The 22088-nt window shown below is 45.8% G+C and carries 19 protein-coding genes and 2 pseudogenes; 16 read left to right on the top strand and 5 right to left on the bottom strand.

Features of this window, described 5'->3' with window-relative positions:
* Positions 1-474, top strand: a complete 474-nt coding sequence (locus DBK98_RS10715; RefSeq protein WP_005809642.1) for a copper resistance protein NlpE N-terminal domain-containing protein — start codon at positions 1-3, stop codon at positions 472-474.
* Positions 475-553: 79 nt separating this feature from the next.
* On the opposite strand, the gene DBK98_RS10710 is transcribed toward DBK98_RS10715, so the two are convergent.
* Positions 554-2143, bottom strand: coding sequence for a glycoside hydrolase family 31 protein (locus DBK98_RS10710; protein ID WP_005809644.1), 1590 nt, complete (start codon positions 2141-2143; stop codon positions 554-556).
* A gap of 224 nt (positions 2144-2367) precedes the next feature.
* Here DBK98_RS10710 and DBK98_RS10705 point away from each other — a divergent pair, with 224 nt between their 5' ends.
* Both DBK98_RS10705 and DBK98_RS10700 read left to right on the top strand, forming a co-directional pair.
* Positions 2368-2763 (top strand): PH domain-containing protein, encoded by a 396-nt coding sequence (locus DBK98_RS10705; RefSeq protein WP_032530848.1) that lies wholly within the window; start codon positions 2368-2370, stop codon positions 2761-2763.
* A 51-nt stretch (positions 2764-2814) separates the two neighbouring features.
* Positions 2815-5388, top strand: a complete 2574-nt coding sequence (locus DBK98_RS10700) for a hypothetical protein (protein WP_005809648.1) — start codon at positions 2815-2817, stop codon at positions 5386-5388.
* A 189-nt stretch (positions 5389-5577) separates the two neighbouring features.
* Here DBK98_RS10700 and DBK98_RS10695 read toward each other — a convergent pair whose 3' ends face one another.
* Positions 5578-6717 (bottom strand): acyltransferase, encoded by a 1140-nt coding sequence (locus DBK98_RS10695; RefSeq protein WP_005809650.1) that lies wholly within the window; start codon positions 6715-6717, stop codon positions 5578-5580.
* Between the two features lie 109 nt (positions 6718-6826).
* On the bottom strand, positions 6827-7390 hold the full coding sequence (locus DBK98_RS10690) for a Crp/Fnr family transcriptional regulator (protein ID WP_005776050.1): 564 nt from the start codon (positions 7388-7390) through the stop codon (positions 6827-6829).
* A 461-nt stretch (positions 7391-7851) separates the two neighbouring features.
* On the opposite strand from DBK98_RS10690, the pseudogene DBK98_RS23615 reads away from it, so the two are divergent.
* The 12 genes and pseudogenes from DBK98_RS23615 to DBK98_RS10640 form a co-directional block, all read left to right on the top strand.
* A pseudogene (locus DBK98_RS23615) lies at positions 7852-8004 on the top strand (TetR/AcrR family transcriptional regulator); the annotation flags it as partial.
* A 231-nt stretch (positions 8005-8235) separates the two neighbouring features.
* Positions 8236-8667 (top strand): annotated as a pseudogene (locus DBK98_RS23220) (site-specific integrase); the annotation flags it as partial.
* An 81-nt stretch (positions 8668-8748) separates the two neighbouring features.
* Complete coding sequence (locus DBK98_RS10680; protein WP_007845707.1) at positions 8749-9303, top strand: imm11 family protein; 555 nt, start codon at positions 8749-8751, stop codon at positions 9301-9303.
* 688 nt (positions 9304-9991) lie between these two features.
* Positions 9992-10693: a PoNe immunity protein domain-containing protein gene (locus DBK98_RS10675; protein WP_033572529.1), complete on the top strand. Its 702-nt coding sequence runs from the start codon at positions 9992-9994 to the stop codon at positions 10691-10693.
* 9 nt (positions 10694-10702) lie between these two features.
* A complete protein-coding gene (locus tag DBK98_RS10670) occupies positions 10703-11224 on the top strand; it encodes a hypothetical protein (protein WP_007480238.1) in 522 nt (173 codons plus the stop codon).
* 85 nt (positions 11225-11309) lie between these two features.
* The gene (locus tag DBK98_RS23215) at positions 11310-11507 is read left to right on the top strand and encodes a hypothetical protein (RefSeq protein WP_005924149.1); all 198 of its coding nucleotides are present in this window, start codon (positions 11310-11312) and stop codon (positions 11505-11507) included.
* A 10-nt stretch (positions 11508-11517) separates the two neighbouring features.
* Positions 11518-12069, top strand: coding sequence for a hypothetical protein (locus DBK98_RS10665; RefSeq protein ID WP_004326093.1), 552 nt, complete (start codon positions 11518-11520; stop codon positions 12067-12069).
* A 30-nt stretch (positions 12070-12099) separates the two neighbouring features.
* Positions 12100-12942 carry an AraC family transcriptional regulator gene (locus tag DBK98_RS10660; protein WP_033572530.1) on the top strand — a complete coding sequence of 281 codons (843 nt, stop codon included), beginning with the start codon at positions 12100-12102 and terminating at the stop codon, positions 12940-12942.
* 31 nt (positions 12943-12973) lie between these two features.
* Positions 12974-13876: an RteC domain-containing protein gene (locus DBK98_RS10655; protein WP_004326095.1), complete on the top strand. Its 903-nt coding sequence runs from the start codon at positions 12974-12976 to the stop codon at positions 13874-13876.
* A 35-nt stretch (positions 13877-13911) separates the two neighbouring features.
* The gene (locus tag DBK98_RS10650) at positions 13912-14340 is read left to right on the top strand and encodes a helix-turn-helix domain-containing protein (protein ID WP_007845709.1); all 429 of its coding nucleotides are present in this window, start codon (positions 13912-13914) and stop codon (positions 14338-14340) included.
* On the top strand, positions 14303-16375 hold the full coding sequence (locus DBK98_RS10645; protein ID WP_033572531.1) for a bifunctional DNA primase/helicase: 2073 nt from the start codon (positions 14303-14305) through the stop codon (positions 16373-16375). The genes DBK98_RS10650 and DBK98_RS10645 overlap by 38 nt, the downstream gene beginning before the upstream one ends.
* A gap of 406 nt (positions 16376-16781) precedes the next feature.
* Positions 16782-17300: a dihydrofolate reductase family protein gene (locus DBK98_RS10640; RefSeq protein WP_033572532.1), complete on the top strand. Its 519-nt coding sequence runs from the start codon at positions 16782-16784 to the stop codon at positions 17298-17300.
* A 97-nt stretch (positions 17301-17397) separates the two neighbouring features.
* Here DBK98_RS10640 and topB read toward each other — a convergent pair whose 3' ends face one another.
* Entirely contained in the window at positions 17398-19485 is a 2088-nt protein-coding gene (gene topB, locus DBK98_RS10635) for a type IA DNA topoisomerase (protein WP_007845711.1), read from the bottom strand.
* 26 nt (positions 19486-19511) lie between these two features.
* Positions 19512-20834 (bottom strand): DUF4099 domain-containing protein, encoded by a 1323-nt coding sequence (locus DBK98_RS10630; protein ID WP_007845720.1) that lies wholly within the window; start codon positions 20832-20834, stop codon positions 19512-19514.
* 544 nt (positions 20835-21378) lie between these two features.
* On the opposite strand from DBK98_RS10630, the gene DBK98_RS10625 reads away from it, so the two are divergent.
* Entirely contained in the window at positions 21379-22080 is a 702-nt protein-coding gene (locus tag DBK98_RS10625) for a DUF6088 family protein (protein WP_007845725.1), read from the top strand.
* Positions 22081-22088 lie beyond the last annotated feature (8 nt).

Genomic DNA, 22088 nt, shown 5'->3' with positions numbered 1-22088 from the left:
ATGAAAAAAGTAATTATGTTGGCAGCCGTTGTTGCTGCATTGGTATCCTGCCAATCAAAAGGAACAAAAGCTGAAGAAGCAGCCGCAGACAGTTTGGCAGTGGTTATGGAACCCACTATGGAAGAAACTCAGGTTTACGAAGGTGTACTTCCCGCTGCTGACGGTCCGGGTATCCGCTACGTGTTAACCTTGAACACACTGGCGAATGCGGCCGATACAACGTATACACTGGACGTCACTTATCTGGATGCCGAAGGCAAAGGTAAAAACAAAACCTTCACTTCTAAAGGAAAACCGGTGACAGTGGAGAAAACCGTAAAGAATAAAAAGAAAACGGCTCTTAAACTGAACCCGAGTGACGGAAGCGAACCTGTTTATTTCGTAATCGCTAATGATACTACCCTTACCCTGGCTGACGACAGCCTGGAAGTATCTGCCAGCGACCTGAATTACAACATCATTCGTGTAAAATAACACAGAAGTAGTTTAAACCCAAAACAAAAGCCACGCTATGTAATGTTAGCGTGGCTTTTCTCTTTAATTATAGAAATTACTATTTAGTCAGCTTCTCAAAATACGGCAAGCGCTCCAGCGGGACATCTATTGTTATTGTTTTCGGACCTTTAAATACCTTCCCTCGATCATCTCTCCATTTACCTTTGGGCAGCATCACCGTACGGCTTGTCCCGGAAGTCAGCATCGGAGCAACCAAGTATTTGTCACCCAACATAAACTGGTCTTTACAATCGATAAATCCTTGATGGGGATACTGGTATTCCATGTGCCGAACAATAGGTTCACCCGTTTCGGAAGCATGCTTTGCCAATCCCAGAATATAATCTCCCATTTGTTGGTGCAAATGGGCATACTTAGCACAAATCGCTACATTTTCTTTACTCAGGATGCGCCAGGGAGCCACGGAGAATTGCATCATCGGCATCAGGGCGTGTACCTGACAGGAGCGTACAATCAACTCTTCATCAAACTTCTTCACATTCAGAAAAGCACCAAACTGGCCTCCGCCTACCATGTCCGGACAGGTATAATAATGTCCCAATAATCCCGCAGCAGTCATATCGGGAATTAGCAACTGAGTCGCACGCCAGGAATAATCCTTATCGCCCAGCCTCTGTACCAATGCCTGACCACCCAACTTCCAGGCAGCACGCAATTCATTGTAGGGAAAGCTCAAACCTATCTCGGCCCATTTCTCCATAAAAGTATTCACATCGGCCTCTTTATCATGAAAAGCATATTCTCCTGTCATATAAGCAACGTCTCCACCATCAAATTTAAATCCGTCGATACCATATTTCTCCTGATTGGCTTTTAACTGTTGCTTCAGATGATTCATAGCCTCCGGATTCGTGGTGTCATAACAGGCACTGTAACCATTCCACCAATGGATGATGGCTGTACGTCCATTCTTATCTTTCAATAAATATCCCTTTGCTTCCAGTTCACGGAATTCAGGACTGTCCGGCGATACATAAGGAGCAACCCACAGCATTACTTTGAATCCCATCTTGTGCAGTTCGTCGGTCATTCCTTTCGGGTCAGGAAATCTTTCGGATTTGAAGTCAAAGTTACCATAATATCTCTGCCAGTTATCATCTACCATGAATACGCCTTGGGGAAATCCGTTTTCTACGGCTTTATGGGCATAATTCATAATGTCCTCCTGATTCTGATCATACATCAGTTCAATCCATGTATTATACTGTGGAAGAGAAAAGAAAGCAGGTTCCGGTATCTGTCCCGAAGGTGGAAAGTGTTTCGCCGAAGCTGCCAGTAAAGCTTCTTTCAGTGTATTCCCCGCTTTTACCGGTTCTATCTTTTCCGAATCCGAATAGATAATCAATTGTCCGTCTTTCACCTCAAAACAGAAAGATTTCTCGGCCCATATATATCGGCCTTCGGAAGAAAGCATGAACGGAACTACCTGATTATTCATATTATTGCGTGACATATCCTGCATCCGCAAATGATCACCAAACGGCATCTGGTTACCTAAAGCTACGAATCCTCCCCACCATCTTTCATTTTTCAAGGGTTCGATCACTGTTTTCATTTTTTCCTGTGCCACTGCGCCAAGCAGTAGTCCGAATGTTACGAGCAATAGTAAAGTCGCTTTTCGTCTCATGATAGTTAGATTAATATTAAAAAAATTCTCAAGTGGCAAAAATAGATAAAAAGGCAGAATTAATGGTTTACCGGCAAAGAATTATTTTTCCGGTCTATCTCTGCACGGATAGGACCCAAATCAATCTTTTCATAGCCAATACTCAAAAAAAGAAAGTTATTTCATTCTTTTATTCTATTTTTTCCTATCTTTATCAGACAGTTACAAACATAATCTTAAAAAAGATGGAACAAACATTTAAAGCAAGAAATCCCAAGATAGGGCTTTGGCTATTCGCTATAGGCATAGTAGCTTGCATTGTCATCAGTTTCATAACAATTCAGGCAATATGGATAGGCGCTGCATGCTTAGGTCCGGGTGCGACAATCTACTTTTCGCAAGCAACCAGTAGATACATCGTCAAAGAAAACGGAATGCTGCAAATTGTGAACAGCTTCCATCAAAAACGCTCTTTCAATCATATCACCAGTATTACATATACTCCCCATGCCTTGGGTATACAGAAAATAAAAATCAAACATGCCACTGGATTTGTCATGGTAGACCCGGAGTCACCTCAGGAACTGATAAAAGCCCTGCAAGAGGTAAATCCCGGCATGACAGTAAGGAACTTTACCTGAAACAAGATATAGCAGAAAATAAGAATAACCGTTTAACCAAGCTATAATAAGATGAAAACAACAAAAAAATGGACGGGATACTTATTCCTATGCCTGTTTTGTCTTCATGTATCTGCACAAAACAAAGACAGCCTTGTCCAAAAGTTGAGCCAATACGCCTGTCTGATAGAAAATTTCTCAAAACATATTCCACAGGAGAAAGTTTACCTGCAATTCGATAATACCAGCTATTATCAAGGTGATGATATCTGGTTTAAATGTTTTCTGGTCACCTCCGATCTATACCCGGCCACAAACCTGAGTAAAACTTTATATGTCGAATTATTGAATCCCGGAGGTGAAATAATCGACAAACGGATATTAAAAATAGAGAACGGTCAATGTCACGGAGATTTCACTTTAAACCAAATACCCTTTTATTCGGGCTTTTACGAGGTTCGTGCCTATACGAAATACATGCTTAACTTTGGGGAAGATATTATTTTTTCAAGACTTCTGCCGGTCTTCGACAAGCCCCAAACAGAAGGAAACTTCGCTGAAAAAGAGATGCGGAAATATTCAACAGGAAATTACCCGATGGAGCGCCCCAAACCGACAAAAGGCAAAAAAGTAAATTTAAAGTTCTTCCCCGAAAGTGGAAACCTGATTCAGGGAATAGAGTCACAAATCGCTTTCGAAGCGACAGATGCCTATGGCAACCCCATAACATTGAGTGGTACTGTTATCAACGACGAAAAACAGGAAACAGCCCATTTCACCGCAATCCATGACGGACGGGGAGTTTTCAATTACACACCTACAGGTGATAAACAAAAAGCAGTCGTCGAGTTTAATGGTAAAAAACACCAGTTTAATATGCCGGAAGCCCTGCCAGCAGGGTATGCGCTACATGTTGATAATCTGTCATACACAGACAGTGTGGAAATTGCTTTGCAAAAGAATCCCAATACTCCCGCCACTCTATTGGGATTAGCAGTTATCAGCGGAGGAAAGCTTCACAAGTTTTGTCTGATCGACGTTGAAGGAAATGAAATCATTCGCTTCAAAATAGATAAAAGCAGATTAACACCCGGAGTCTCCCGTATCGCGTTATTCAATGGTGGCGGAGAAGTCCTGTCCGACCGTTTGATATTCATTCACCCTCAAAAACGATTATCTATAAAAGCACGGACAGACAAAGAAACATACAATCCCTATGAATTAGTAAATCTGGAATTTACCTTAACCGGAGCTGAAATGCAACCGGTACAAAACACATTTGCTTTATCCGTAAGAGATGGCATGAATGAAGTGGAATCAGGACGCAATATACTAACCGACCTCCTATTAATGTCCGAGATAAAAGGGTATGTCCGCAATCCCGGCTATTATTTTGAAGCGGAAGACGACACACACCGCATGGCAATCGATCTGTTATTGAGGATACAGGGTTGGCGCCGCTACTCTTGGAAGCAAATGACCGGAATTGAATCTCTCAACCTCAAATATGGTCCCGAAAGAGGTATCGAAACACGGGGCCAGGTTGTTTCTTTCGTCCGGCAACTTCCAAAACCCAACGTAGAAGTATCGTGCTTTTTGAAAAAACGGGGAGAAAATGAAGAAAACAGCAGCTTCATCGAGGCTATTACTACCGATAGTTTAGGACGTTTTTCACTGATATCGGATATCTATGGGAAATGGGACTTGATATTGGCAGTGACAGTCAACAGAAAAAAGAAAGATTATCGTATTCTATTAGACAGATTGTTCAGCCCTCCCCCCGCAAAATATCATTATGCCGACATGCAGGTGAACATCGCCAATACGAAAAAAGAAGAAGATACTATTCTGGATAAAGAAACAAATGTCTTGACAGAAGACGACATCGAAACCTTCTTTGCCGCCTATACAGATTCACTGGCTAAAGCAGGCAACCACGAAAAGAACTATCGATTGAAAGAGGTGACCATCAAAGCTAAAAAAAGAAGTAAAGAAAAAGAGATTTACGACAGTCGTTCAAAATCAATAGCTTATTATGACGTCCATTCTGAACTGGACGACATAAAGGACAGCGGAAAATTCATCGGTGACGACATACACGAACTGATGCTGAATATGAATAAGAATTTCAGCCCTGTCCCACAAAGGAATTATCTATATTACAAAAGTAAAATGCCGCTCTTCGTTATCAATTATGAATGTACCCGACATACTGAGATGGACTATAATAAATACAAATATATAAGGCTTGAAGCCATCAAATCGATTTATATTACTGAAAACCTTTCCACTATTTGCCGGTATGCAGACCCACGGCTTTCACCCTTCGATGTATCCGACTTATATGGTTGCGCCGTATTGATTGAAACCTATCCGGAAGGCAAAATACCGACAGAGGCAGGCAAAGGTGTCAGAAAAACATGGCTTGACGGATATAGTCCGGTCAAAGAGTTCTATCAGCCGAATTACTCCGCACTTCCTCCCGTTCCCGATTATCGCCGTACTCTTTACTGGAATCCCTCAGTTAGTACGGACAAGGACGGCAAAGCCCACATCCGCTTCTACAATAATAGCAGATGCCGGAAACTAAAAATAAATGCAGAAACCATCACGGCGGATGGGCTAATCGGAATATACGAGAATTGATTTTCTTATATACACTGAAATCTGTCTTGTATAAGATGGAAAGATTAAATTTATTCTTTGGCCCATCTCTGTACGCAGGATAATGGGGAGCAGGGGGCCAGACTTTAAGTTTATATGCCGGGCATAAATGAAGGGGTTGCAAAAAACGATTTTTGCAACCCCTTCATTTATGATACAGTGATGTTATTTTTATTTCTTTGCCAGAAACTTCTTAGTCAACCATCTTCTGACTGGTTCATCATAGAACTTCAGGCAGAGATAAGCCAGTAAGATGTTTCCGAAAAATACAACCAATGCCATCGGCCACGCCTGTGAAAAGCTGAGTTCTTTACTCCATACCCACGCATAAAACAGATACATGAAAGGGTAGTGTACTATATACAACGGGTAAGATATGTTTCCTAAGAATTCACAGATTTTAGATGACTTTTTATCTGTTGTTTTTCCCGAAGCACCCAGATAGACAAGTAACGGAAAAATAATGATGGCACATACAGAATCATAAATACCATTCATCCACGGAAATTCACTACCACCGATATAAGGCATGGAAAGCAAAACAATAATTGCCAGACTGCATATCCAAAAGGCGCCTCTAATCTGAAGCGGTTTAAAAACACGCGTCATCAACAATCCGATAGAGAATGAAAACAATAAACGCAGGAAACCTCCGATCAGATTATAATCTGCCATTGACCATCCCACACCCAAGTGACCATAACCGGAAAAATTGAATATGGCAAATGAAGCCAGTCCGATTCCGGCCAATACAACCAGCACCGTGAGAGCCTTCGTAGACAACTTGCGAATAAACAATGCATATAGTATGTTTCCGATATACTCAAAAAACAAAGACCAACTGGGACCATTCAAAGGGTACATCTCACCGTTTCCACGGACTTCAGGACCTGCCCCCGGCGCAACAGGAATCAAAAATATCCCCATAAGCATAGCCAACATTACCATCGAAATGGAAACCTGTGAACCATCCCACTTCTCACAACCCTGTATGCAAAACGTAATGCTACCCAAAACAGCTCCCAGAACCACCATCGGATGCAAACGAATTAATCTGCGTTTGAAAAAGTCTTTTGTTTTCATCGTTTTCCAACGGTCATCATAAGCATAGCCGATAACAAACCCCGATAAGATAAAGAAGAAATCGACAGCCAGATATCCGTGATTAAATCGCTGGTCCATGGGACTTGTTGCAAAACCTTCGAATATATGGTACCATATTACCATGAGAGCAGCGACCCCTCTCAATCCGTCAAGAAGTTCATAATGAGGTTTTGTGTCTAAAAATGCAGTAGTAGTTCCTTTTTGCATGATAATTTACAAATTTGTTTTTTGTTAACGGTTACATAATAATGCGGCAAAGTTACGCAACTTGAAAAACATAAAATTTGTTCTATGGCAAAATCTTATCGTATAAAAATCATTTTTGGGCCCTAAGACGACTAAGTGTAGAAAGCTTGATCCCCAGATATGATGCGATATATCCCAAATTAGCCCGCTGGCACACTTGAGGAAACTGCTGCTTAAACTCTTCGTAACGTTCTTTGGCCGGCAATGCAAGCCGTTCCTTATGTGAACGCTGCAAACGTCTATATTCATTTTGATGGATAATCCGTCCCCAGTTAGCCAGTTCGATATTGGTTTGAAAAAGCCTGTTCAAGTCAGCCAGTGATATTTTGTATGCAACAACGTCTTCAAGTGTTTCTACAAATTCTTCACTCAACTTATTATAATATAATTCATCCATGCTAAAGACAATTCCCCCTTCACAAGAAAAAGAAGTAGTTATTTCTTCCCCGTTCACAAGCCAGAAAGAACGGGTCATCCCTTTTTCTATAAAATAAGCGAACTTGCAAAATGTATTTTCCTTTATCAACAAATGTTTTTTGGGAAAATGGCATAAGGTCACACTCTCTTTCAACGCTTGTATTGTATCGTCAGAAAGCAGACACACAGAATTTATCTTATCTATAACATTCGTCATAAAGCTTCGGATAATTGAATATCTATAAAAGTCATTCAGACTAAGCCTTAAAATAGAAACACCCAACTTTACAGTTTGGACGTAAAGTTGGGTGTTTATCCTGTAGAACATTGATTATCAATGTTTCTTGCGGAGAGACAGGGTTTTGAACCTACAACCCTAACCGCTTATATTTCAGCTACTTTGCTTTCAAAATTTCAAATAGGTAACGAAACAGTAACGATTTTCAGATGTTGGGTTTGTCCAACTTTGACCGCTGTTTGTCTGCCTAACTTTCGGGTTCAAAGATACGGCTTTCTTTTGAAACTCGCAAATATCTGATAATAAATATTTTTGGGTTAGTGCAAGGTGCAAGCTATATATATAAATATATACTTGCACCTTGCACTAAAAAAAAGCACTGGGGTACAAATGCTTAAAACAAAATCCGTATCTTCGTAACCGATTAAAAACAAACGTGTATGATAATAACTAACCGTGAAGAAGTAATAGATAAAGCGTTCGGCGTATTTGTCAGGATGAACTACGAGAAAGCAAGCATCATCACGCTTGCCAAAGCCTGCGGGGTGACAAAAACGGGTATCGTTTATTATTTTCCGCACAAGCTGGATTTATTCATGGCTGTGGCGGACAAATACGTGTTGCAAATGCACGAACCGGAAAACAAGTTTGCCGCTCCTGCCGATACGTTGGCGGAGTTCATCGGGCAATACGTGGCGGGGGTAGCCGCTTCCATGAAAAGGATTGTTGAACTGATTGGTGATAATAGCAGCCCGCATGATTGTAGTCCTAACTTCTACTACTTTCACTTTCTGTCACAAGTGCGTATGTACTATCCGGGCATCAGGCAGAAAATTGAGAAAATCTACCGACAAGACTATGACCTATGGGAGAAAGTCATACAGAAAGCAAAAGAAAGCGGGGAAATCAGGAGTGACACGGACGTGAATGTCCCCCTGCTGGATATTCCCAAGATGATTTTGAAGAAGTACAAGGGCAAGTTGCCGGACGGCAAGATACTTCCCGTAATCAGCAATCAGAAGCTAAACGCCTACTTGAAAGAGATTGCCGATATATGCGGTATTAAAAAGAACCTGACATTCCACCTTGCCCGGCACACGTTCGCCACCCACCTGCTGGAACAAGGGACAGACCTAAGAACCATACAGGAACTTATGGGACATACCGATATAAAAACAACAGCAATTTATCTGCACGTATCGAACGCCTATAAAGCAAAAATCCCCAATCCGCTGGATTGTTTGGATGATGATTAGGCAATGATTTAATAGTGAATAGGAACTACACCATAAGGTGCGTTTATCGAAAAATTATCAGTAATTAAATAGTGTAATATTATGAATATATATAAAATTGAACAAGACTTTGATAATTATAAGTTCTTTGTATTCAAGGAAGATGATGAATTACATAAAGACCGTTTAAATTTCAAAGGTCAAACTCTTATCAATAGGTGGAAAGGGTTTAGTTTAGAACTGTTCAGAGATAAAAGGAAAAAGAAAGACAAACGAAGTGAGGACTTTGATGCATCTTGTTATTTTTCTGGTTGCCTGATAGTAAACGAAAGAACTTCTTTATTGCTCGCTGAAAAGCTGAAAGGACAAATAGAAGCTTTACCTGTTAATGTTGGCGGTAACACTTCAGACTATTATTTTATAAATGTTCTAAATACGGTAAAAGCCATAAATACAGATTCTAAGAGCAATGAAGAAATCTTAAAGATGATGAGAGATAATAACTGTGATTTTAATAAAGAAAATATAGGTTCATATATCATATTTCGGGATAGCCTATTTTATAGCAGTTATTATTGTACAGATGAATTTGTAGATTTCGTGAAGCAAAATTCAATCACTGGATTAAAATTTACGTGTGCAGGTATTGCTGAATAAATCACTGATAACAAAGTCGAGATAACAGCTGAACGCTGTTCCTCACCAAACCATTAGCGAAAACATATCAAAATGAAACGAATAGAATTATTTTGGAACATATTATACTATTGTACTTATACACTTTTGTATAGTTGCTTCTGTGCAATCGATCCTCACCGTTTGATTGACAACAAATACACACGGAAGTTTTATAAGAAAGAAAATATCTTTTGGCAAGTATTGGATTATATGAAGAGAACAGAAGAAAGAGAAAAGGATTTTTCACCTTTTATTCTTATGGAATCCATTGGGGGAACTTGTATTTTCTTGATATTACTAATCTTTACTTTCTTGAATGTGATAATGGTAACAACCCATATACCTTTGTATAGCGTTGTATTTCGTGACGTTAGTAACTTCATTATTAGTTTTTTGCTTCTTGTCCTCTTACTTTATGTTCCAAATCAAGTATTCCTATTTAGGAACGATAAGTATATCTCCTATTTCAAACAATTCAGGAAAGAGCGTACTAATAAATATCTAAAATGCTATTTTTTATCCTATATACTGGCTTTGATTGCTTGTTCTTTTAGTTTCATTTTGATAGAACTAACAAAGGATAGAATAGAATATTTCGCTAACAACGCAGGATAACGGACAAGCCGTTCCCTGCTGAACCATTAACATCAAAAAGCAGTGTACCATAATGGAAACAAGAGATAAACTTTTTACAGAAGAACTGTATTTGAAGCAACTGAAAATGTATGATGAAGATATTAGTTATTATGAACAAATGCATCTTTCAGGAAAACATATAGGTTACGATTCTTTGTTCAATTATAGGCTTCGTTATTTATTAGTACAGTATTCTATGGGACAGGATATTGATAAGCTGAAAAACAATTATGTGAAAGCCCTCAAAACAATGCCGAGATTTTGGACGGACAACGGATTTTATATTGAAATGTTGTGGCTTCTGTCAATAGGCATTATGTTGGATTACGAAGACGACCTTATACATGGTCTGGTGCAACTGATAAAAGACAGAGAAGCTAAAGACTATATTTATGATACATTGATTAGATACAGATTTCCTGATTGGGAAAGGACAACAAACCAAGTATTATATCCGTCACCCTATCGAATTGCTATCACTGTTACAGAGTTGGCTGAACAAGACAAAGCAGAAGCGGTGAAACGATTGGAAAAATACCTCAAAAAAGAATGGTATCGAGGACATTCTGATTTATCTTGGCATGACGACCATAAATATGGTATCAACCATGACGGTTATTGGTGTTTTGAAAGCGGTGCATTGGTCAAGGTCTTGGGGCTGGATGATAGCAGCCTGAAAGGGTTGCCCTACTATCCATACGACATGGTACACTGGAATGACAATATTAAATGAAGAAAAGGTATGAGTTACTCTGTTTGTGCATATTTGACAGAAGCCGATAAGGTAAAGTCTGTTTATGGAACTTGTGATAATCAGCTTATAAACCAATTAAAGGTTGCGTTGAAGCAGGAACTTGACACTCTGAACGATTATTTCAGCGATAGCCTGAACACGGATAAAGATGCTTATGCAGCGTTGGCAGATATAGTGAACGGAGAAATCCGTTATCCCGAAATTGCTTTCATGTACGGGTATGTATATGAAAAGATTTGCAACCATTATGGAACGCAAATCTACTGTGCGGAAAACCTTTGGCAATTGGATAGCCAAAGTACATTCATCCCTATTCCATTGAGCAGTGATTTTCCCTATATCATCAGCATACCCGTTTCAGATTTGGAGAGCAAGCGGACGGAATACACCTCACTACAAGAGGGTAACGGTATCGGAGATTATGATTACGAGCAGGAAATGGACGACTTGAATTTCATTTTCGATGAAGCCGTTGAAGCGCAAAAAGACCTTGTTATTATGGTGTATTGATATGGTACACTGGAATGAGAATAAAATATGATGTTAACGAAGCAGGATAACGGACAAGCCGTTCCCTGCTAAACCATTAATCAATATGAGTAACCTTATCACAGTAAATAGATTTGGAAAAGTTCTGATATGGGTATGGAACAGATGTATAAAGAAAACTGCCATTCCTTATGAAGAACTTGATTTCCATTACCCCGATTGGGCTTTCATTATTACAGGTTGTATCTTTTTCGGGGTTGTGGTAGGTGTTACCCTCCTTTATTTTGCTTTTATAAAACAATAGACTATTTACAATGAAAGCCCGACTTAAATACCCGATATTCAGCTTTGCCCCCAAAGGCAACATGATATACGTGTTTCGCAAGGAAGAACTGTACACAACGACCAATACCGAGTTGTTGAAGAAGCGGAAGAACTACATTGTAGTGGATGCAACCGGGACGAAATATGTTGAAAAGGGGGCGCACAAAGTGAAGTGGCAAGGGATATTCGGATATTGTATCAGGATGCAGGGACGTGTGATTTCCATTGAATACGAGTACGGGGACAACCCCGAACCGTTCCCACTACGAAAACTGCAAGAACTGGTAGCGGAACGATACCCCAAGACACGGTGGTTCAAGGAAGAATGCTGGAACAGCGCAGACGAGTTCCGGCAAGCGATTTTCGCCTGCAAGACCTTTGAGGAAGTGGCGGACATACTGATGCCCGAACGAAAAACGAGCGTTTGGCAGCGCATTGAAGAATATTTCCTGCGGGCAGGTTTTCTTATGCTTGCCGCCATGTTCCTTTATCACGTGGTTTGGCGGCTAATCCAAAAGTTTTGGCTATGGGCTACCGGGTAACGTACAGAAAACAAATCAATTTATTCAGATATGGAACAACGGATTACATCATTATTGCTTCCCGCTCCCGAAGCGGAGTTGGAAGCGTCCTGCAAGGAACTGGACGAAAAGGTAACATGGCTGCTGCACAACAGCCGGAAAATGGACAACTACTTGGAACTTGAACCGTTCAGCAAGGACGTGCGGCTGTGCGCCCACGTGTGCGACACGCTCAAGAGCCTGCCGGAAACGCCGACACTGGCGGCATACAAGGACTACAAGGCAATCATTATCCTGCTGGGTATGTCCACCACACATTACGCCATACTTGACGAACTGGCGGAACAGCACCGCAAGCGGGACGAGATACCCGAACTGACCGCCTACTGCGATGCGCTCCACTGGATGCGACCGGGACGGCAGTACCTCTGCAACGTGTACAACACGGTATGCCACGCTTTCCACCTGCTACGGAGAAACCCGGTAAGGGACAACCGCCTGCTGGTGACGGAAAAGGAACTGCGCCACGCCGAACGGATGCTGCCGGAGCTGGGCAGGCAGACATTCACCGAAATGGTGCGTCTGAAAGGCTACATGGTCTATGATGCCGAGCAACTGGCGGACAAATGCGGCATGGAATACGGCTCGTTCCGACGGAAGGTAAAGAAAATGACCGGGTACACGGCTAAGGAATGGGTGATAAAGGAGCGTGCAAAGGACGTGGAACACTACCTGAAGAACACCAACCTCACGCTTACGGAAGTGGCGTTCACCACGGGGTTCGCATCGACATCGAACCTGAACGACTTCTGCAAGGCTTACTTGCTGGACACACCGGGCGAGATACGCAGAAAAGCGCAGGAAACAAGAAAATGCACAGTTACAAGAACGTAATGTGAAAAATCAAGAATAAAACAGATTTTTTATGCCCGTAACTTTGTGCTTCATAAAAGATAAGCACAAGGTTATGGAACATAAGATACCGTTGGAAACATACTTCGCCGGACTGCTTCAAAAAGTGGAATGGCAGATACAGGAATACGAGGACACCGCAGCGGACACGCTGACGCTCTGCCGCCTGTGCGTGGACTACCTGCAAGAGATACTGGGCGAACTCAAAAACTTTATAATCTCCTACCCGTTCGCCAGCACGGAAGAGGAAATACACTTCTTCAAGGAACTGAAACCGCTTTTAGCGAGCAAAATCATCTATTACAACACCGTTTACAAGATAGAGGTGCGCTTCCCCAGCGGCAGCGAGGAAGTGCAAAGGGACTACCTGCTGTCGGAAACCGACCGGATTTCAAAGTCGTTCCAGCGGAACTTGGCGTTCTACCAGTACCACCGAACGAAAGCCACCTACTTGGACAGGCAGTATTTCATGCGTGGGAAGCCTGACATACAAATCATCGTGGACAGTTTCTATTACGAAACAGACCCACAGTTCAGCACCAGTCACGATTTCAAGGTAGCCAAGATTTTAGCCAACGAACTGCTGGAAATATACCTCACCAACCGTCTGCACGAGCTGGAACGCCGGGAACAACGCAAGCGGGTGAAGAACGGCTTCATGGGAAAGGTGTTGCGCTGGACGGGGACGAAAAGGGCGTTGGTGGAACTTATCTACGCACTGGACGCCTGCGGCTGTCTGAACAAGGGGACGGTTGATATTAAGGAGATTGTAGCCTACTTTGAATACGTGTTCGACATCGACCTCGGCGACTTCTACCACACCTACATGGAACTAAAAGCCAAGACCAAAGACCGAACGGGCTTCCTCTCCACCCTGAAAGACAGGTTGCTGATGCGCATGAGGGAGCAGGATTAGGCAACCGTGCTTTAACAAAATTTATTTCGCCACAGGTGGGTACATCTGTGGCGTTTTATTTTTCAGGACACCCGAACTTTGCGGCAAATCAATCAGTTACCGTTATGGAAATAATAACATTCGAGTCCAAAGCCTACAAGGAACTGGACAACAAGATTACCGCCATTGCCGACTACATCTTCAACCACATGGAAACGGCAAGGCAAAGCGAGGAAGACATGTGGGTGGACAGCTACGAGGTCTGCACGTTCCTGAAAATAAGCGAAAAGACCCTGCAACGCCTGCGGGTGTCGGGAACTATCGCCTATTCCAACATCAGGGGACGCTACTTCTACAAGGTCAGCGAGATACGCCGGATGCTGGAAGAACGCCTGATAAGGAGCAACAAGGAGAACATCGACAACCTGATAACCAACCACCAGTTGTATGCTAAGGAAAGAGGAAATCTTAGAAAGAACAAGTAACGGGCTGGCGGTGTTCAAACACTACCTGCCCGGCAATTGGCGCATAGGTCGCAACTTCCTTAACCCGCTGTACGAGGACAGCAAGGCTTCCTGCAACATCTATTTCGACCGCCGGGGCGGTATCTACAAGATGAAAGACTTCGGCAACGACAGTTACAGCGGCGACTGTTTCTTCCTCGTGGGGCAGTTAAAGGGGCTGGACTGCAACCGGGCGGCTGACTTCGTGGAGATACTGGAAATCATCGACCGGGATTTGGGCTTGGGGCTGGCTTCCGGCATTCCGGTTTCCGTTCCCCCGGCAACCGTCTGCCGGGCAGTGCCGGACAAACCCGAAGAAACGCCCGAAAAGCCCGTCAAGCCCTACCAGTTCCGGGAACAGAAGTTCCCGCTTGCCGAACTGGTGTACTGGCAACAGTACGGCATCACGCCCGAACTGCTGGAACGTTACAAGGTCTGTTCGCTCCGGGAATACAACAGTGAAACGGCAGAGGGCAAACCGTACACCTACACTTCATCGGTGGCAGAACCCATGTACGGCTACAAGGGCAAACAGCACATCAAGCTGTACCGCCCGTTCTCCACGCCCCGTTTCCTCTACGGCGGCAGCTTCGGTGAGAACTACTGTTTCGGGCTGGAACAACTGCCAGCCAAAGGCGACACGCTATTCATCACGGGCGGCGAGAAAGACGTGCTTTCGCTGGCGGCGCACGGTTTTCACGCTATCTGCTTCAACAGCGAAACGGTGACAATACCGCCCACGCTGGTTTATCGGCTGATATTCCGGTTCAAGCACATCGTCCTGCTCTTTGACATGGACAAGACGGGCAGGGAAAGTTCATGCAAACAGGAAAAACTACTGGAAGAATTTGGAGTGAAACGCCTGCTGCTCCCGCTTCCGGGAACGAAAGAGGAAAAGGACATATCCGACTACTTCAAAGCCGGGAACACCCGTGAAGATTTCCTGAAACTGTTTATCGAATTTTTAGACAACCTGTATAGCGACACATTGATTATGCTTAAATCATGCGAAATAGATTTCAACAACCCGCCCGCCAAAGCGCAAGAGATTATTTCGGCGGGTGACGTTCCGCTGGGGACACAAGGCAACCTGTTCGGCATCACCGGGGGCGAGGGAACGGGAAAGAGCAATTATATAGCCGCAATCGTGGCGGGCTGCATCTGCCCGGCTGGTGCGGAAGTAGATACGCTGGGCATACAGATAACCGCCAACGGCAAACACAAGGCGGTCTTGCTCTACGACACCGAACAGTCGGAAGTGCAACTGTTCAAGAATGTAAGCAACCTGCTGGCACGTGCCAAACAGCCGGACAAACCCGATGAACTGAAAGCGTTTTGTCTTACCGGCATGTCACGCAAAGAACGCCTGAACGCCATTGTACAAAGCATGGACAAGTTCTACTACCAGTACGGCGGCATCCAGTTGGTCGTCATTGACGGCATCGCAGACCTTGTTAAGAGCGCCAACGATGAAGCGGAAAGCGTGGCGGTGATAGATGAACTTTATCGGCTGGCGGGTATCTACAACACGTGTATTCTGTGCGTGCTGCACTTCGTCCCCAACGGATTGAAACTGCGGGGACATTTGGGTAGTGAGTTGCAGCGTAAGGCGGCTACAATCCTTTCGATAGAGAAAGACGAAGAACCCGCCCAGTCGGTCGTGAAAGCCTTGAAAGTAAGGGACGGAAGCCCGTTGGACGTTCCTTTGATGCTCTTTGCATGGGACAAGGAAGCGGGGATGCACGTGTACAAGGGCGAGAAGCCCCGTGAGGAAAAGGAGAAGCGCAAGGAAAGGGAACTGGTGAATGTCGCACGTGACATCTTCGGGCGGCAGACACGCATCACCTACATAGACCTTTGCGAGCAGTTGCAGCAGGTATTGGACATCAAGGAGCGCACCGCAAAGAGCTATATCCGCTTCATGCGGGAAAGGGACATCATCACCAAAGACACGGCGAACCAAAGCTGTTTTGTCATCGGTTCATATCATCTTCAAAGGAACGCAAGCTGCCCGTAGGCGTATGGGCTGAACTTGTGTATTTTTAGGTGCTTGTGTCCTGCCCTGTTGTGATAACACGGCAGGATTTTTTCTGTTTGCACGTGATTTTTCAGGGTATTTGCTTAACTTTGCAGAAGTTACACGGAAAAGTAACGGCAGTTGGACGGCGGTTGCCGGAATATTGCCTTTATATATAACATATACGTTCGCCGAACGTCCCGATGCGAAAACTGGCACTTTTCAAAATGTGGGGATATTCAGCGCAGGATATGCTATGCGTTTGTCATAGCGTGGCTGCACTGTTTCCACATTTGGGTATGCCAGTACCTCGCATCGAAACAGCGTCATGCCACGCTTTCTTTTTTGGGGTTGCGGCTAACGTGCCAAGACAGTAGGGATTTATATCACTTTAATACCTGATAATATGGAACAAATCAAAGCGCACATCGCCGTATCGCTGGACGGGCATACCGCCACGCCGGACTATGAACTGGACTGGATGCCCCGTGAGGTCAAGGAACTGGCGGCAAGGGAACACGCCGCCGCAAGCTGCCTGCTTATGGGGGCGAACACCTACAACTACATCTTTGAACACTGGGGCGGGTGCCCGCACAAAAGCAAACGGTCTTTTGTGGTGTCACACTACGACACCAACGTTACACCGGACTGCGGGGTGGAGTTCCTGACCGAAGAACCGCTGCAAAGGGTTTATGAACTGAAACAGGAAACCGACATGCTGGTGGTGGGTGGCGGCAAGCTGCTTACTTCATTGATTAAAGCCGGACTGCTGGACAGCCTGACAATCTACACCGTCCCGGTCATGGCGGGCAAAGGCATCGGTTTTGTCGGGGAAACATCCGGCTCGCTGTGGAAGCTCTCGGAAAGCAGGGTGCTGGATAACGGGGTGGTCTGTTCGACCTACCTGTTTGGCGGGAACATATAAAAAATGCGCCCGGTTTCCCTCCGGGCGCAACCACTAAAATTTCAATTATTATAAGCTGTAAAACCTATCACAATGAAATTTCAGCGGCAAAGATAGGCTATTTCTTCGGTTTCGCTTTCTTTTCGGGGAATGAAAAACCGACATTGAACTGCTCGTCCAGTACCAGCGAAGCATCGAAAGCCTTGCCGTTCTTGCCCTTGAAGCCCTTGATTAGCCCGGTCTTGCGTTTCGTCACCAGCTCGACAATCTGCTTGTCGGAAAGCTGCTTGTCGCACTTGTTGCGGAATATGGTAAGCGTGCAGTCCACGTTGGAACACTTCGCCACTTTCGGGTAGAACAGGATGCGCCCGCTGCCGCATTTCGGGCAGGGGCAGGTTTCACCAGTAGCGACAGATAGCTGCACCGATAGCAGTTCTGCGGTGATTTGCGTTGCGTACACCTCGATGCCCTTCCGGAACGTGTCGGCATCCATGCTGCCCGCTTCTATCTTGGCAAGGGCGGTTTCCCACATGCCCGTCATTTCGACATCGGCAATCTTCTTGTCCTTGACTATCTTGTAAACGGCAAGCCCCTTGTCGGTAGGCACAAGGTTCTTCTTCTCACGCACGATGTACTGGCGGGCGAACAGCGTTTCGATAATCGCCGCACGGGTGGCGGGCGTGCCTATCCCGGCATCTTTCAGGCTGGCTTTCAGTTCGGCATCTTCCAGTTCCCTGCCTGCGTTCTCCATTGCCGCCAACAGGCTGCTTTCCGTGTGCAGCGGTTTCGGCTTGGTCTGCTTTTCGAGCAGATCCACGCCGGAGAGTGGCAAATATTCTCCCTCTTGGAGTGGCGGCAGGCTGGCGGCTTCTTCATCCCCGCCCGTTTCCTGCTCGCCGAACACGGCACGCCACCCGGCTTCTTTCATCACAGACCCTTTCACCGTGAAGTCGGTATCTCCCCCTGACAGCAAGGCGGTGGTAACGTCTTTCACGCACTTGCCCGAAAAGGCTTCCAGCATACGCCCGGCTACCAGCTCGTAAACCGCCCGCTCGTCTTTGGAAAGTTCGCCGGGCAGGTTCTCGGTAATGATTAAGGCGTGGTGGTCGGTCACTTTGCCGTCATTCACGCTGCGGCGGTTCAGGGGTGTGCCGTCCAGCCCGGCGGCATACCCGGCAAAGCGGGGGTATTGCCCTAACAGGGCGACACGTTCCGGCATTTCATCGAAAACGTCCTCCGGAATATAGCGGCTTCCGGTTCTTGGGTAGGACATCACTTTCTTTTCATACAGGCTTTGCGCTATGGAAAGCGTCTTGTCAGCCGAGAAGTTCAACTTCGTGTTCGCTTCCTTTTGCAGCGTGGTAAGGTCGTACAAAAGCGGCGGTTCTTGGCAGGCTTCTTTCCTCTCAACGGATTTAACCACAAGTTGCCCGGCATCCTTTACCCGTTGCAGGACGGCTATGGCTTCGGGCTGCTGTTCCCACTTGGCGGTCGATTGGGCGGTAAAATTTATTCCCCCGCTGGCGGTCGCCGCTTTGAGTTGCCAAAACTTGGCGGGTACGAAATTCTTGTTCTCCAAATAGCGGCTGCATATCATCACGAGCGTGGGTGTCTGCACCCTGCCCAGCGAGAACACCCCCTGCCCGGCGGCAACGCTCAACGCTTGGGTGGCGTTTATCCCTATCAGCCAGTCCGCTTCGCTGCGGGACTTGGCAGAGAGGTAGAGGTTATCGTAACGCTCTCCCGGCTGCAAGTTATCCAGCCCCTCACGGATTGCCTTGTCGGTAAGGCTACTTATCCACAGGCGCACAAATGGTTTCCGGCAGTTCAGGTAATGGAAGATATAGCGGAAGATTAACTCACCCTCACGCCCGGCATCGGTGGCGACAATAATCCGGTCGCACCGGTCGAACACTTCCTTTATCACTTTCAACTGTTTCAGCACGCCGGGGTCTGCCTTGTAGCCTTTCTCCGCTTTCACCTGACGGGGGATTAGCTGGAAATCGGGCGGCAGTATGGGCAGGCTCTCCCTGCGGAAGTTCGCCACGCCGTAGGCTTCCGGCATGGCAAGCTGGATTAAGTGGCCGAACGCCCATGTCACCATATACCCGTTGCCGGAAAGATAACCGTCATTACGTCCGGTCGCACCGATGATGCGGGCGATGTCCTTTGCCACGCTGGGCTTTTCTGCTATCAATGCAATCATAATTCTTTACTTTTTAATGGTGGATATTACATTTTCATTCCTCTGGACTTCTTGGGCTTGTCAGCTTTCAGGCTCTTGTCCTGCGCTTTCTCCTGCTTCTCTTTCTGCTTGGCGGTGGGCTTGTCCTGACCCTGTTTCAACGGCTCTTTGCCCTGCTTGGTGGCTTCGTTGGTCTTGCCCCCCGAATTGACCGCTACCTGCGTCCGGCTCTCGGCGGCGGGGGTAACGTCTTTCGGCTGCACCTTGTCGGGGGATTTGCCCTGTGCGCCGGGCTGCACATGACCGTTGAACTCAACGCCCTTACCGTCCTTTAGCCCGGCGACCTGCCGCTCTGCGGGCTGCTGTCCCTGCTGCAAGAACTGGACGGCGGCACGGGGCAGGAACTCCAAGCCACGCTCCACCGCACTGACCTGCAAATAGGCACTGCGCTGCGTGCCGTCTCTGAATTGCAGGTTTTCCATTTTCACCGCTTGCCCGGCTTCAAAGGCGGCTTTCTGTTCCGGGCTGACTTGCACGTTACAGATTGTATCGGGGCATTTCCACTTGTCAGCCCGCATATACTCCAGTTCGTGCGTGTACCTGTCCCGGCTGACGAACACGGGGATTTGCTCGCCGCTTTTCGGGTCTTTGATTTCAGCGATGCCGCCCAAGTTGCCAGTGCCTTGCAAGTTGCCCTGTTCCTGCTTGGTGAACTCGTGTTCATGGAACGGGCGTTGTAACAGTTTCTCGTCCTGCTGCACGCCGTGTAGCTTGGGTACTACCGTGCCGTCCTTTGCCTGATAGAAAGAGAGCTTGACATCGGTAGGTTTGAGGTAGAAGCCGCCCACCGTCCCCGAAACGGTGTAGGTGTTGCGGGACTTGTAGCCACGCATCACCCGGTCGAAGTCCCTCGTGTTTTTCAGGGTGTCGGCGGTGATGCCGACTTTTTTCAGGTTCTCCCAGTCGATTTTTGACGGGTCGAAGCGGTAGCCCTGCTTGAACTCGTGGAAGTCGGGCTTCGGAACTCGAAGCATTTCAGCCCGCTTGTCACCCTCCGGTGTAGGGTTGCGGTGGTTGTCCTCGATTGCCTTTGCGTCCTGCTCCGCTTCGGAAGCCTTGACGCTGAACAGTTCCAGCCCGGAAGTGTCCTGATACTTGCGGTAGAAGTTGGAAATGAAGTTGCTGAACACATCGCTGTTCTTGTCCACCTGCATGAACTCGCCGCCGTGTCCGGTAGTGGGTGGCACGGTCTGCAAATTGCCGTCCTTGTCGATACCCTTAACGGCACTCACCTTTCCCTGCTGTTTATCCAAGACCAGCAGCACGTCTTTTTCCTGCCCCTCTGCGGGTGGGGTCATTCTGTTTGCCATAAATAATTGGAATTTTAGTGGTTACGGGAATAGTCCCGCCCAAAGGTAGCGACTAAATATGCTATATTTGGACGGGCGGCAAGGACTGTCCGAATTTGTCCTGCGCTGTCTGAAATTGTCCGGTCGGGGTAAATCTCCAACTGACGGTTGGAGAATTGAAAAGGGCATAAAAAAAGAGAGCGAAGTTAATCACTCTCTTGGGGTGAGCCATTTATGAGCCATTTAATTATAGGTCTTATACCTTATAATCAACGACTTATTAAAATTTGCATTATGCTTGCGAGCCATTTGTGAAGCGTTTATGAAACGTTTGCTATTTTATCAATAGGCTAATAATGAGCCACATATCAAAATTAACACTGAAATACAGCTTATTTTTGGAACGTTTGTGAAGCGTTTGGCAAGCCTTTGATTGAGTTTCCGTTATTCTCCTATTATCAGGTGACACGACAAAAAGAAAACATCTTCGGCAAAATCTTTGTTATGTTTTTGCAGGTGATTACATAATATACTATCTTTGCATATAGAAACAAAGGACATAAATATGGCTTCATTCAGAAAAGAGATACTTGGGCAGATTGAACGGATAGATACCGGGCGTATATTCACGTTCCGGGATTTGTCGTTTGAAACGGAAAAGACCGCCAATGTTGCGGTGCTACTTTCCGAACAGAGCCGCAAAGGGGTACTGGTACGGGTTGAAAAGGGGGCGTACTACCGTCCCAAGAAATCAGTGCTGGGACTGGGAAAGCTGCCTGTCTATCAGGATGAACAGTTCCGCTACCTGACTGAAAAACTGAACGGCTATATCACTGGTGCTTACGTCTATAACAAAATGGGGCTGACCGAACAGGTAGCCACAACCATAACGATAGCCACTCCTAACCCGGTTCGCCGTTTCCGTTTCAAGAACTTGGATATAGAGTGCGTGAAAGCCTACTGCATGGACTACCCGGATGAAAGCCTTGTCCCGTACTTGCGGCTGCTCGATGCGATAAAGGACATGAAGCGCATACCCGGAACAACCGGGCAGGACATCTACAACCGGGTCAAGAGCCAATATTTCAACGGGTACAGCCTGCCGGAACTGGAAAAAATCGTATCTTTGGCGAAAAGTTACCCGCCACGTGTCAGAAAGGTGGTGGCGGACATACTGGGCGACATCAGACAAACCGTGTTGCAAACAGAAATGGCAAAGACCATTCTTCCCACGACACGGTTCAACTTGGATTATAAAACGGCATAGGACAGAAA

The organism is Bacteroides sp. PHL 2737 (genome assembly GCF_004115325.2).
Lineage (GTDB): Bacteria > Bacteroidota > Bacteroidia > Bacteroidales > Bacteroidaceae > Bacteroides > Bacteroides hominis.
This window is presented reverse-complemented; position numbering and strand designations above follow the sequence as displayed.